The 13,781-nt window shown below is 57.1% G+C and carries 8 protein-coding genes and 2 pseudogenes; 4 read left to right on the top strand and 6 right to left on the bottom strand.

Annotated elements, in window-relative coordinates; translation table 11 throughout:
• Positions 1-28 precede the first annotated feature (28 nt).
• The 6 genes from BST28156_RS33710 to BST28156_RS33685 all read right to left on the bottom strand — a co-directional run bounded on the left by BST28156_RS33710 (position 29) and on the right by BST28156_RS33685 (position 9,484).
• On the bottom strand, positions 29-862 hold the full coding sequence (locus BST28156_RS33710; protein ID WP_174904500.1) for an SMODS domain-containing nucleotidyltransferase: 834 nt from the start codon (positions 860-862) through the stop codon (positions 29-31).
• Between the two features lie 161 nt (positions 863-1,023).
• On the bottom strand, positions 1,024-2,331 hold the full coding sequence (locus tag BST28156_RS33705) for an SMODS domain-containing nucleotidyltransferase (protein ID WP_174904499.1): 1,308 nt from the start codon (positions 2,329-2,331) through the stop codon (positions 1,024-1,026).
• Positions 2,328-2,948, bottom strand: coding sequence for an SLATT domain-containing protein (locus BST28156_RS33700; RefSeq protein ID WP_174904498.1), 621 nt, complete (start codon positions 2,946-2,948; stop codon positions 2,328-2,330). Before BST28156_RS33700 ends, BST28156_RS33705 begins: the two co-directional genes overlap by 4 nt.
• Positions 2,949-3,140: 192 nt before the next feature.
• Complete coding sequence (locus BST28156_RS33695) at positions 3,141-6,257, bottom strand: type I restriction endonuclease subunit R (RefSeq protein WP_174904497.1); 3,117 nt, start codon at positions 6,255-6,257, stop codon at positions 3,141-3,143.
• A gap of 33 nt (positions 6,258-6,290) precedes the next feature.
• A complete protein-coding gene (locus BST28156_RS33690; protein ID WP_174904496.1) occupies positions 6,291-7,649 on the bottom strand; it encodes a restriction endonuclease subunit S in 1,359 nt (452 codons plus the stop codon).
• Positions 7,646-9,484, bottom strand: a complete 1,839-nt coding sequence (locus BST28156_RS33685; protein ID WP_174904495.1) for a type I restriction-modification system subunit M — start codon at positions 9,482-9,484, stop codon at positions 7,646-7,648. Before BST28156_RS33685 ends, BST28156_RS33690 begins: the two co-directional genes overlap by 4 nt.
• A gap of 883 nt (positions 9,485-10,367) precedes the next feature.
• Here BST28156_RS33685 and BST28156_RS33680 point away from each other — a divergent pair.
• The 4 genes and pseudogenes from BST28156_RS33680 to BST28156_RS33670 all read left to right on the top strand — a co-directional run bounded on the left by BST28156_RS33680 (position 10,368) and on the right by BST28156_RS33670 (position 13,513).
• Complete coding sequence (locus BST28156_RS33680; protein WP_174904494.1) at positions 10,368-11,159, top strand: hypothetical protein; 792 nt, start codon at positions 10,368-10,370, stop codon at positions 11,157-11,159.
• A pseudogene (locus BST28156_RS35270) lies at positions 11,156-12,304 on the top strand (TnsB C-terminal domain-containing protein); the annotation flags it as partial. The gene BST28156_RS33680 and the pseudogene BST28156_RS35270, both read left to right, overlap by 4 nt.
• A gap of 83 nt (positions 12,305-12,387) precedes the next feature.
• Positions 12,388-12,738: pseudogene (locus BST28156_RS33675) on the top strand (ATP-binding protein); the annotation flags it as partial.
• Positions 12,739-13,216: 478 nt separating this feature from the next.
• Positions 13,217-13,513 carry a hypothetical protein gene (locus BST28156_RS33670; RefSeq protein ID WP_060334305.1) on the top strand — a complete coding sequence of 99 codons (297 nt, stop codon included), beginning with the start codon at positions 13,217-13,219 and terminating at the stop codon, positions 13,511-13,513.
• Positions 13,514-13,781 lie beyond the last annotated feature (268 nt).

Below are 13,781 nucleotides of genomic sequence, written 5' to 3'. Positions count from 1 at the left end.
GAGGCGTTCATGAAAATCGCCGCTTGCATCATCTGCTGGCGACAGCTGCAAAACTCATTGTGTTAGAGCTTCTAAGCTCTGCAGAGCGAGCCTTGAACTGAAATACATCGCTTCGGTACACATATGAACCGCTGCCAGGCGCAAGCCAATACGTCTGCGATGCTTCTAAGTTCGCGAGGTAGTTGAAGAAATCGCGAGTCAGGTAATCGTAGTAGAGGTACGACTTGTCGCGATGCGCCCAGTTGGCAATAAACTGATAAGCAAGCGTGTCGATTAGCATCCCGCTCATCGAAACGTTGTTTGTGTCGCGCCATGCTCGCGCCATTCGGCTCAGCTCGACCAGATTCTCGTTGCAGGCTGCGTTCCGGGTAGAGAACGCATTCATCTCGTGTTTCGGCTTGCAGACGCGCCATGCGCCGCCGCCGTTTGAGTCTGCAAACGTGTAGCTCCCGTCGGTATTCACGAACGCAGGCAAAACCTCAAACCGCACGCCATCGTCAAAATTGATGACCACAACCTGGCCATCGCCTGCCATATCGGAGACTCTATAGGTGTTCCGGATTGAGTTTTTGACAAGCGCAAGCAGCGCCGACTGGCCATTCCCGGCATGCCCATGGAACCGCTGGTAGAGCGCATACGGGAGTTCGTAGAGCAGGTCGACATCGCTAACACTTGGGATAGCTGTACTGCGACCGTACGAGCCGACGTAAAACCGATAGGCGGAATTCGAGTCCAGCTTGTCCCGAAGGTCATAGTTCAACTGACCAACAATACGGCCGGTCCGGTAACTAATGGAACCGCGTTTTTCAGCGTTGATACGAAGCGCACCACAAAACTGAGAAAACCACTCTCCTTCGCCCATTTCTTCCCTTCTTCTCTCGATTGTTATTTCGCCTTGGAAGCAATCCGCGCTAGGCCTCATTGAATTCCACGCTAGGCGTCGGCCATACATTGGCTTTCACAAGACACAGTATCAGGAAAGCGCGCGCTCTCTGCAGTCGCGCGCCGGTCTTGCCGGCCAACCTATTCGATGGGCACGTCAATCCGGTCGCGGGCGACGCAGACGCCGTTCTTTATCACGAAACACTCTACAAAGTGAGGCCCGTGGAAGTTCGCGGTCTCCTTGCGTTCGCGGCGGCCCTCGTCACGAACGATTTGGCCTCGAATCTGGTTCCGGCGGACGGCTTCGTCACCGACGTTTCGCACTTTCCACATCACCTCATAGGGTTGCTGGACGTCGCACTCTGCAATGTGGAACCGTAATGACATTCCGTGCTTGAGCCACGGAAAAACCTCGGCGAGTGCTCGGAGGCGCCCGCTGTTGGTGGTGCCGGCGTAAGCACAGTCGATTTCGAGCTTCCTCCGGATGTCTACGGGATACTTGTCCTCGATAAACTCCTCGGCTGCGTCTCCATAGTCCCGCGTGAAGGAGAGGCTCTCGGTGGCTGCGGTCCTGACGACTTGGACCTCGAGCGGGAAATCACGGCCGAACACCTCACGCCAGAGCTTTGCCCGCTTTCTCTCGTCTTTCTCATCGCGCGCTTGGGTGCAGGTTTGCGCCGCCTTCTTAGCCTTCCGATGGAAATTGCCCTTGCTCGCGATATGCGCCTGGCTTCCTGGTGCGCGCCAATAGTCCTTTTGCTCCAGGCCCTCGAGATAGGTAAAGAGCGCTGCGACGAGCTCTGGGTACGCGCCATAAGACTTCTCGTCGAAGTCCTTACAGCCTTCGAAGAACCGGTAGCAGAGCGTGTCAATGAGAATGCCGCTCATTGGCGCACCGTGCTCATTCTTCCACGACCGGAGCATCTTGCAAGCATGGCGGAAATTGCGATTCGTGCGCTCGTTCATCTCGCGCATCGCGTCCATTTCTTGCTGTGGGTACGTGACCTTCCAGCTTCCCCCATTATTGGTGTCAGGATGAAGGTAGTCGTTCGTATCCTTGCGATAGAACGCGGGCAAGACTTCAACCTTGAATTTTTGGAACTGAACGACGACCACCTGGCCGTCCCCCTTTATTTCTGTGCTTGGGTAGCGCGTCTTTAGAGAGTCGCGCACGGCCTGCAACAGTTGGGAGGGGCCATTGTTTTCGCGTTGGCGATAGCGCTCATACAGGTTCCACGGCAACTCAAAGAGCATATCGAGGTCGCTGATGCCGTGAATGGCCGTGTGTCGGCCATACGAGCCGACTTGCAGGCAATGTGCGTTATTGGAATCGGACTCGTAAAAGTCCTTGTTCAAACGCGTCGTGATGCTCTGGTAAGACGTCGAGATGTCAGACGCGTTGCCGACGGAAATGTTTTTCCGGAATTGCTGGAACAGGGCGGAGCTCATGACTTACAGGGCGGCGAATTGAAAAGGACGGTCAGAAGACCGGGATGGAGGTAGATGGCGATGCTGAATCCGACCAGCAAGAACAAGGTCACCCACGCGCTAAGCGGGACTTTGTCCCGCCAGAAGCTGAGTTGCAGCTCATTGTTGACCCAGCCAACCTGATGCTCCCAAAAAAACTTCATATGGGCGTACCACGGGGCGAGAAAAATCTGCTTGCTAAGGGACACCCCTGACGCTTCTTCTACGATGTCCATTCGCCTTTTCGCGAATGCGCTCATATCCGCACTGTCAGGCTGCGCTTTGACCTCGGCGTAGAGCTGTCGAAGCGCGTGATAGGCGCGCGTCAGCGCTGCGCCCGCCTTGTCGTATTTCTCTTTGTCGGAGTTGTAGAAGTTGATGTAGAGCGTCAGTGACGAGGCGATGACAAGTGTGGCGGAGATTCCCGCAAGGGCGAGCGCCGGAAAGATGAGGCTGTACACCCCGACCACGAAACCGATGACGTTGACCCAGCCAGGCGCCTTTTCGACGATGTCCAATGTCGCAAAATGCAGCTTCGCGCCAAAGCCGACGTTATACCCGCTCTCCGCGACCATGCGTAGCAGGTCTTCCTTTCTCATTTTGTGTTCCCCGGATAAAAAGCATAGGGCTTCGCCTATTTGCGGTTGCGCGCTTATAGGCCGTCATCGAAGCAGATACGGTCACCTTTCTCGAGCCCACGAAAGCTTCGAAAGATATTACTGTAACGGTGGCGAATTCGGCAGCCTTCCCGCGAAGGACGCTGCGACCACTCATCTACCTTCGGGTCTCGACTACAGTCCTGCGCCACGTGGGCCGGTGTGTCGTTCGCGCAGCGCCTCATACAACTGCGCGGGCCCGAGCAGAACATCCTTGATACCGTCCTGAATCCGTTGCGAACCGAGCGCCTGGGTGCTCATCTTGGTATGTGCGTCGAACGCATCGATGATAGCGTCCGTGATGGCCTTCACCAGGTCCGGCGAATTCGAGAACTGCTCCTTGCTGTTGCTCGCGGCCTGCTGGACCAACATCTCGTTCTCGAGCAGCTTGCCCTTGATGACGCCGTTAACGTAAACAAGCTGGTCGTCGTCGGTCAGCTCGCCCTCGAATAGCCCGTTCACCTTCTGGATAATCTCGTCGAGCAGGACCTTGTCCTTATCTTGGACAGCTCCAGTGCCAACCTCGTCCATCGCCGGGAGCTTCGGAGTTTCACCTTGCTTCAGGTCAAGCGCGCGCTTGCCCGTATTGCGCAGGTTATGGTGGGTCAGCACCACTTTCGAAAGGTCAACGGTATCGCGCTCACGCCCGAATTCCAGCAGGGGAATCAGACGCTTGTAGAAGAGGAAGCGCTTCTCGATGTCCGTATTGCCGTAATCGAAAATCTGCGACAGGAAGGCATACAGGCGAACGAATGCGCCCATGTCGCTCTTAAACAGCACCAGCGCATCGAGCGCGTCCTTGGCTGCCTGTTCGGCACCAGCATGCTTCTGCTCAATCGCGGTCGCATGAGCTTGCTGGGCCGCCTTGTATTTCGTCAACAGACGTTGGGCCACGGGTGCAATCGCGGCACTGAGCTGCTGCTGGGTGCCCTGTGGGTTTAGTTCGACTTTCGCTACCCGGTCCACTTCGAAATCGTCGTAATGCCCACTGGCATCGAGCTTGGCGCGCAGGTCATAGACCAGATGCGGGTCGGTTTTCGCTTCCAGCTCGGCTGTCTCGTAGTAGGTCTTGAACGCCTTCAGGATTTCGTCGGCGTCGTTGACGAAATCGAGGATGTACGTGGTGTCCTTACCGGAATGCGCGCGATTCAGGCGCGACAGCGTCTGCACCGCCTGGATGCCGCCGAGCATCTTGTCGACGTACATACCGCACAGCAGCGGCTGGTCGAAGCCCGTCTGGAATTTGTTGGCAACCAGGAGGAGGTGGTATTCCGGCTTCGCGAACACCTCGCGAATATCGCGACCGTTCAGACCCGGGTTCAAGTCTTTGCTCGTCTCGGTGACCGGCGTCTGGTAGCTTTCCGGGTCATCGATTTCGCCGGAGAAAGCGACCAGAACGCCGAGCGTATAATTCTGTTGCTGGATATAGGCACGAATGGCCTTCTGCCAGCGGACCGCTTCCCTCCGGCTCGCGACCACGACCATCGCCTTCGCCTTGCCGCTTAGCAGCGGCTGGACGTTCTCGCGGTAGTGCTCGACGATAATCCGGACCTTCTGGCTGATGTTGTACGGATGGAGTCGAACCCACTGCATGATGCCTTTCATGGCCTCACTGCGCTCGACCGCCTTCTCGTCGTATTCCTTGCCGTCGTTGGCCAGCTTAAACGCGAGCTTGTAGGTCGTGTAGTTCTTCAGCACGTCGAGAATGAAGCCTTCCTCGATGGCCTGACGCATGCTGTACACATGGAATGGTTCGGGCAGACCATTGGAGTTTGGACGGCCGAACAGCTCCAGCGTCTTCTGTTTGGGCGTCGCGGTGAACGCAACATAGGTTAGGCCCGCGCTGCCCGTGCGCCCGGCCATCTGTGCCGCGAGCAGGGCTTCGGTATCGACTTCACCACCGTCCTGCAGGTCGGCCCATTCCTCGGCGGACAGGAGCTGCTTGAGCTTGGCGGCGGCCTCGCCCGTCTGCGAGCTATGCGCCTCGTCGGCAATCACGGCGAAGCGCTTACCTTCGGTGGCGGCCAACGACTGCACAGCCTGCAGTGCAAACGGGAACGTCTGGATGGTGCAAACGATGATTTTCTTGCCGCCCTTCAGAGCTTGCGAGAGCAGCGCGCTCTTGCTGCCGTTCTCGTTGGTGATGGTTTCGACAACGCCGGTCGTGCGCGAGAAATCGAAAATCGCTTCCTGCAACTGGGCGTCGAGTACCGTGCGGTCCGATACGACGAGCACGCTGTCGAACAGTTTGCTGTTCGCAACATCGTGCAGGTCAGCAAGAAAGTGCGCGGTCCACGCAATCGAGTTCGTTTTGCCGGAGCCAGCCGAGTGTTGAATCAGGTAGCGCTGGCCGGGACCGCTCTGCAGAACGTCGGCGACCAGCTTTCGGGTGGCGTCGAGTTGGTGATAGCGAGGGAAGATGACGCTCTTCGGCTGCTTCTTGTCATCGCGCTTGACGATGAGATAGCGGCCCAGGATTTCGAGCCAGCTCTCGCGAGCCCAGACTTCTTCCCACAGGTAGGCCGTTGCGTAGCCATTCGGATTCGGCACATTCCCGGCCGCGCCCAGGTTGCCGCGGTTGAATGGCAGAAAGTAAGTGCTCGTGCCTTCCAACTTCGTCGTCATCTGTACTTCGCTCTGGCTGACGGCGAAATGCACCAGCGCGCCACCCGGGAATCCGAGAAGAGGCTCAGCGAGACCACCCTTCGGATGCGGATTGCGGTCGAAACGGTACTGGTCGACTGCATCTTGGACGCTTTGAGTGAAGTCAGATTTCAGTTCGACCGTCGCGACCGGGATGCCGTTGGCAAGTAGCACGAGGTCGATGGCGTCGTGCGGATTGTTCAGCGAGTGACGCACCTGCCGAATGACGCGCAGTCTGTTGGCGGCGTAAAGCTTCTGGATTTCCGGATTCAGGCCGAGTGCAGGCTTGAACTGGATGAGCGAAAGCGGCTGCTTCAGGCCAAGCATCTCGACACCACGGCGCAGCACATCGAGCGTGCCGCGCTCATTCATGTTCTTGCGGATGCGCTCGGCCAGCACCGTGGCCAGCGTCGAGCCATGGTTCTTGGCCAAAGTCTGCCAGGCATCCGGTTGGGTGGTTTCAATCCATGCGAGCAGGTCGGGAAGATAGAGCGCGCTGGTCCGGTCGTAATTCGGTGCTGCATCACCTTGCTCGTACAGCCAACCGTGCTGCGCCAGATGTTCACTGATGGCCGTCTCGAAATGATGTTCCTGGTGCAGGTCGCTCATGCTATCCCCGGGGCTGCTTCGTTCTTGTCTGTTTCAGGCTGCTTCTGCCAATGCAGAAGGGTACTCGCGGACGTCGATTTTGCCGGTGACGGCTGCGGAAATCAGGGCGCTGCGGCGCTCCGTGAGCAGGTCGATGGCTCGTGCAGCTTCTGCTTTGAGGCCGTCTAACCTCGTGATTTCTTGCTCAACGAACTTTGCGATGTCGGCTTGCTCATCAAGCGGCGGAATTGGCAACTGCATCGAAGTCCATGCATCCATGCGTAAGGCCTTTGTCCCGTGCCCAGCTTCATCCAGCCGCTGCAGCGATTCGTCTTCTGAACCCCGCAATAACCAAGCGAGGAACGGAGCGAATAAACCCTTGCGAGGAATGATGGCCTTGAGGTCTTGGTTAATGGCCATAGTCGTCAAGGTTTCTACCACTGGAAACGTACGGGCCAATATCATGCCTCTCACAACAACTAATATAACCCCCGCAGGAACAAGCGCTGCCGCACCAGTTTTCACTGCGTATTCAGTGATATGGTCTGCGGTGTCTGCTAGTTTCTCAACTTTAAGGTCCTTTGCTGACGCCCAAGGAACGTCGCCATCCCAATAATCGAGATTATCTTTACTCGGCGTGCCACCGCTTCTCAATGTTACTAAGTATTTGAGCGGAACCACTTTCCAGTGCTTCGGCACCATCCCCAACCATTCCACGCCAGAATCCTTCATCGGCACATCTGGATTGAGCCCGCGTGTAACTGCATGCGAAATCGTTGCCTGGCGCTTTTCAGCAAGCAGCTCGAGAAGTTTCTCCTGCTCGGCAATCAAGGTATCAATCTTGTTGATTTCGCAGTCGAGAAACGTTGCGATAGTATTTTGCTCAGATAAAGGCGGAACTGCCACCGGTAGGTCGCCCAACACACCCATTCCAATGTTCTGCTGCGTTCCAAAACTCCAATTAAGAGCGATAGCTTCTTGAAAATTTCTTGAACGCAGGAAATTCAAGACAAAAAAAGGATTTGCGAGCTCTCGGGCACAACGAATGACGGCAAGCGGTGACCAGATGTTGAAATTGGTATGGCTATCGACAATCGCAGTGGTTCCAGTTGTTGCGCCCGATTTCACCAAATAGATGTCATGGAGTTGAGGTCGGTATTTGCTGGAATAGCGCTGATTGTCCTCCTCAGAAATATAGCCACGAATCTTTTGGAAATTAATGTACCCGCCCGATACTGCCTCCGCAGAAACGAATGGCACTCCCGCATCAAGAAACTCAGGCGTTTCGTGAGGGCCATCAGTAATTGGCGTCTGAACAACGCGCTTAAGCGCAATAACTCGCCAGTGGCTGGGCACATCACCCAACCAGGACACTTTGCTATGCTTATATGTGGTGTACTGGGCCAAGCTCATTCCGCCAACTCCTCGAGCATCTTCATAATGTTGGCAGAAACAGCCTTCAGCTCTTCATCAATGGTGTGCAGGTCGCGCGGCGGCTCAAACACATAGAAGTGCCGGTTGAACGGAATCTCGTACCCTACCTTGCTCTTTTCCTCGTCAATCCACGCATCTGGCGCATGCGGCAGCACTTCCCGCTCAAAGTACGCGGCGATGTCCTCTGATAGAGGCACGTTCTCGGTATCGCGCAACGCGCTATCTGCCTGCGGCTTGCCTTTCTGTTTGCCCTTCACGCCAAGCACAATCTCGCCGTTTTCATCACGCTGCGGCCGCTCGACCGTGATGGTCGTGTACCCGAAATCCTCGTTCCGGAAAATGCGCGAAATCGGTGCGAGCTTAACCGTCTCGCCAGCCTTGACCTCCGGAACCTGCTCACCCGCGGGCACAATATGACGAGCGACTTCCTTGCCACCGGCATCGAACACGGTCACGAGCTGTGCTTCCAGAAAGCCGCCGAACAAGCGCGTCACGCCCGCAATTTGCTCGTCCGACATCTCCTTTCGCTTGCTGCCAAGCGACTTGCGCATCTTCTGCCAGAAGCTTGAAGCGTCGATGAGCTGTACCTTGCCTTTACGTGCGGTCGGTTTCTTGTTCGACAGAATCCACACGTAAGTGGCAATGCCCGTGTTGTAGAACATGTCGGTCGGCAAGCCGACGATGGCTTCGACCAGGTCGTTTTCCAGCGCATAGCGGCGGATTTCACTCTCGCCCGAGCCAGCACCGCCGGTGAACAACGGCGAGCCGTTCAGCACGATGCCAAAGCGGCAGCCGCCATCGACGGCCGGTCGCATCTTTGAGATGAGGTGCAGAAGGAATAGCATCGAGCCATCCGAGACCCGCGGCAGGCCTGGGCCGAAGCGGCCGTCAAAGCCCTTGTCCTCATGCTCCTTCCGCACGGCCTTTTCGACCTTCTTCCACTCGACGCCGAACGGTGGATTCGACAGCATGTAGTCGAACTTGCGCGCCACATGACCATCGTCGGACAGCGTATTGCCGGCCACGATATTGCCAACGTCCTGCCCTTTGATGAGCATGTCTGCCTTGCAGATGGCGAAGGACTCGTCGTTGAGCTCCTGACCGAACATGTTGAGACGGGCAGCGGGGTTGTGTTCAAGCAGGAACTCGCCTGCAACGGACAGCATGCCCCCCGTACCTGCCGTCGGGTCGTAGATGGTGCGCACGACCGCATTGCCGGGCTGCAGCACCTCGTCGTCTTCGATGAACAGCAGGTTCACCATCAGGCGAATCACTTCACGCGGCGTGAAGTGCTCACCGGCGGTCTCGTTCGAGATTTCCGCGAACTTGCGGATGAGCTCCTCGAAGACCAGTCCCATCTGCGTGTTGTCGACAGCCTCGGGATGCAGGTCGATGTTCGCGAACTTCTCGACTACGAGATACAGCAGGTCCGCCTTGGCCAGCCGCTCAATTTGCGTGTGAAAGTCGAAGCGTTCGAAGATGTCCTTCGCATCGGGCGAGAACGCCGCGACGTAGTCGTACAGGTTCTTCCTGATGTTGTCCTGGTCGCCGAGCAGTTTCACCAGGTCCAGTGGCGAGGTGTTGTACACCGCCTGCCCGGTAATCCTGCGCAGGAAAGGGTCAGGGTTCAGACCGGTTTTGTTGATGGTGACAAGTTCGGACAGCACCTTTGTCTTCGTGGCATCGAGCACGCAGTCGAGGCGACGCAGTATGGTGAGCGGCAGGATGACCTTGCCGTATTCAGACTGCTTGTAATCACCGCGAAGCAGGTCGGCAACCGACCAGATAAAGGAGGAAAGCGCCTGATGGTTCATGGTTTCCGTAGGGATGCGGCAGGTATGTGTATATCGACTATCGCTTAAATCGCAAGTGAGTCACGTCGGACGGATTTTACCTACGGTGCGGGCATCAGGGGCGAGTTCCGATGCATGGGGCAGCATGGGGCGAAGTATCTCGTACGCATCATTCTTCCAGCTTGAAAATCCCCCCGACGTTGCCTAAGGTAAACCGGCGTCAACGCAATGCTGGCGCGCAGTTTTGAGAATGAACCAGTCTTCGCAGTTTACCCGCTTACGCGGTCGAGCCCTATTTATGAGAGGGTACGACGCAGGAGCGGGCGATGGGACAGGTCATCTTCTGGAGGGTTCGGCGGGGTGTCAGTCGGTGCGGCGCGAAACATCGCGCTTCTGCACTCGCCGTTTCGACGGATGTTGGTGGCGTTTGCGGCGGGCAGCAACGGGCAGCCAGGGGCCGCACTCGGGAATCGGGTCAGGACATCGGCTATCGACCAGTCCGCCACAGCCACTGGCCCGCCAAGGGTGGATGCCCTGTATCGACTGCCTGCAATACATTTCCCGCTCTTCGTACGCGCCGTGTCGCGCTCCGAAAATCCGATTTTCGACGCCGTGTAACGCTCACGTTACAACGATGTAACGCGAAAAATATTTTCGCAGAAAGGGCGCTCGTCGTACCGGTCGTTCCCAGTCATTCGGCGCGTAACGTCGCCCAATCAGGCGCTAAATTCCATAGAATTCCCGCCGTAAGCCCTGCAGTTAATCACTCGTTGAACTGCATTGTGTACGACCGACATCACCTCGCCACATCGTCAGACCGGCTCGGACGGGTCGGCATGGCTTCGCGCATCACCGCCCATCGCATTTTCTTGACCAGGCTGCATCTGACGGCGGGAGGTGCGCGATGAGCCGCATCGCTTACACCTACGGTCGCCGCGGACGTCTGAATTCCGCGAACAGCGGCATTCGCGAAACCTCACCGACATACGGCAAGTCGCGCAACAGCTCGTTCAGTGAGAAGGCGGGCGGGCACTTCAAGGTCGAGCTCAATGCCGAGCGGCTGGTTGCGCATCTGCTCATCATCGACCCTCGTGTCAAAGCGTTCCAGCCGCAGCCGTTCACCGTCGACCTGATTGACCAGCGCATGCTTTTCACGCGAGACGCCGCTCGGCAAGCCTGGCACAAGCATCGTGATATTCCTGGCCCAAAGTTCTACACCCCGGACTTCAGCGTCGACTGGACGGATGGCTTGCATCACGCCATTGAGGTCAAGGGCGAGGGCAATGAAGGCGACGACGTCTATTGGGACAAAATCGCGCGGGCGCGCCCGCTTCTGGCGGCAAATGGCTATCCGCTACGCAGCGTTGTCGTGCCCCAAAACGGCAGGCACCCGCTGCGGATGACCCCCGGTGTGCTGAAGCAGGCCATTCACCGGCTCGATGCCTGGCTGACCGATGAACTCGTTGCACGCGTGACGTCCCGCTGTGAAAGCGGCCCCATATCGGTCGGCGCGCTGTGTGCAGACCTTCATCTCCTGCCTGGCCTGATTCCCGTCCTCTTGGTTGGCGGCGTAATCTCGGGGGACATCGCGCATCACATCATCTGTTCAACGTTAGAGGTCGGCCTGGCATACGGTGACCTCTCTCACCTGTACCTCCTCGAAGAAATGGAAAACGCACTGGGGGTGACCGGATGATTCCCACGCTACGCCTGCGGGACCGGCTCGCCCCGCCGGGAAATCACGATGCCTACAAGGAAGTGCTCGACCCGCATCCGCACGGCGGATGCATCAAGGTCTTCGATTCCACAGAAAGACAGGACCGGTACATCCCAATCGCGGAAATTCATGACGAAATTTATCGCGGGAAGATAACTGTGCTGCGCGCCGGCAAGCCGCGTTACAGCCTTGCCGCGCAACCTGATGATGCTGAGCTGCATGAACATAATCAGTTCGCCCGCAAAATCATGGGGAGAATCAAGGAGATTCAGAAACAGCGCGGCGTTAGCTTCCGGAACGCCTACCACTTGATGGCTGATGAGTATCAGAAGAACGCCTCACAGAACTCACGCCCGCTGCCCGGGCAGGCAACGATGTACCGGTATCGCGAACGCGACCTGGCTGGCGAACCGATGCTACGAGGTAAGGCGAATCAGGGAAACCGGTCGTTGCGGCACCCCATCGAAGTCATCAACACAATTTGTGTGGTTGCCGAGGACCTCTACCTGGTCCCACATTCGCGTTTGACGCTTGTGGACGTTTTGAACGAAGTCAATATGCGGGTGCATGGCGAGCTTCACCCGAAAGTCGCGCGCCCAATCAGTCTCAGGTTTATCCAGAAGACCATTCAGCGCTATCTGTCGGCCGACCCTGAGCACGACCGGATGCTTCCTGAGGACGCGATTGCGGGCAAATCCATCGCAGCGAAGCGCATCATCGCTGACCTGCCGTTCCAGCGCGTAGAACAGGATGCCGTGCATCTGCCGTTCTATGTCGAAACGGAAGATGGGGTTACCAGCGACCTCTGGCTGATACATGCCATTGATTGCGCGACGAGCTACCCACTTGGCTGGCGCCTGGTTGTTGGGTCACCGACCGAACGCGAGGCGCTCGCATGCATCGAAATGTACATGGCACCGCTCAAGCTGAAGCAGCTCAAAGAGCTGGGGGTCGACCACGACATGAACATCTGCGGGACACCCGGCCTCCTGGTTTTCGACAACGGTCCAGAAAACAAATCGGCGCGTATCGATAACCTCGAGAAACTCGGAACGGAGACCAGATATTGCCGGGGCCGGGCTGGGCAAGAAAAGCCCTTCATTGAACGCCTGAACCTCTCGCTGAAAAAAGCAATCGGCAAGCTTATCGGCAGCACGAGATTTGACGATGAGGACGGAACGCGCGACCCGGTCACACTGGGGGACCAGGCGAGGAACTGCGCGTGCTGCACGGCAACGGCGGCTTCACCAAATGGCTGCTGCAGGTCGCCCGCGTTGATGTTCTCCTGCTGGACGATTGGGGAATGGCTCCCCTCGACGCGATGGTTCGAAACGATCTGCTCGAGATGATCGACGACCGCGCGGCGGGCAAAGCCACCATCGTGACCAGCCAGTTGCCAATTGAGCACTGGCATGGCTGGATCGGTGACGAGACCATCGCCGATGCGATGCTCGACCGCCTCATGCAGCGTCATCACCGGATCACGCTCACCGGCGAATCGCTCAGAAAGACATCCCCCAAACCCAACCTCCTGGAGCCCGAACTCGACCAGAACTGACAAGGAATCTACAATCGACACCGCGCAACGCCCAATCCCGCCGAATCGGTCACGTTCCCGAAATCGGCGGTCACGTTCGCCGAAATACGCACATGCCCTCGAGGACGACTCCACCGTTTGTCGAGCGGTCTCCCTTCTTGAGATAGAACCGTATCATGATGCTTCGCCTTATTTTATTAGGTATGCGAAGTCATAACATCTACTTCGTCGGGAAGCCATTGGACAGGTACGAAAATCTCTCTACGTCCGATGCATGTCTTCTTTACGTATCGGCCGTTTAGCTATCCGACAAGTAAATCGATTTATGAGATACGCCACGAACTAAACTGTCCGAATCGTGCCGATAGAAGAGATGGCCGCGCTAGAAATCGTGAATTCGATGGAAAGCTGAAGAGATCAGAGCAGTAAAAGCGCGGGCCGCATGGGCTGCCACCCATACGACCCGCTGACCACAACCAACTCACTCGAGGAGTCGGAAATGGCTAACGCCAATAGTAAATCACGTCCCAAGAAGCGCAAACCGGTCGACATGACCGAGACGTTTGCGGAGGTCCTCCGCAGCGAGCCGGACCTTCCTCAGCCGGGCTGGCCGTACCTGCCGTGGATGCGCATCATCGATCTGCACTGCAAGATATTTGGATTCGAACCGGGCGAGCGGGTCTACCTCGACATCAACCACGTCACGCGGAAAATCACGATTTCGCCTGACTACAGCCAGCTAGCGCTGCGAGAGCAGCCGTACTATGACGAGGATCGACCAGATCCGTTTGCATAACCAACAAGGGCCGCTTCATGCGGCCCTTGTTGGTTGTAGAGGTTCGGGGGATCTCAGTGTGCCCTTCGTGGCTTCGGATAGCGCTCTGGCTATTTATCAACCACCGTCAACGACTGTCACGGCGCGCAACTTTCCGTCATCGTGTGTTGCGCCCTTTTCCGCCCCACAAATGCAAAAACCCCCGCCTGATCGGGCGGGGGTTTCTGGCTTAGGGAGCCTGACGATTACCTACTTTCACACGGGAATCCGCACTATCATCGGCGTGGAG

The organism is Burkholderia pseudomultivorans (genome assembly GCF_902499075.1).
GTDB classification, from domain to species: domain Bacteria; phylum Pseudomonadota; class Gammaproteobacteria; order Burkholderiales; family Burkholderiaceae; genus Burkholderia; species Burkholderia pseudomultivorans.
The sequence above is the reverse complement of the archived record's forward strand: the minus strand, read 5'-3'. Positions and strand labels throughout refer to the sequence as shown.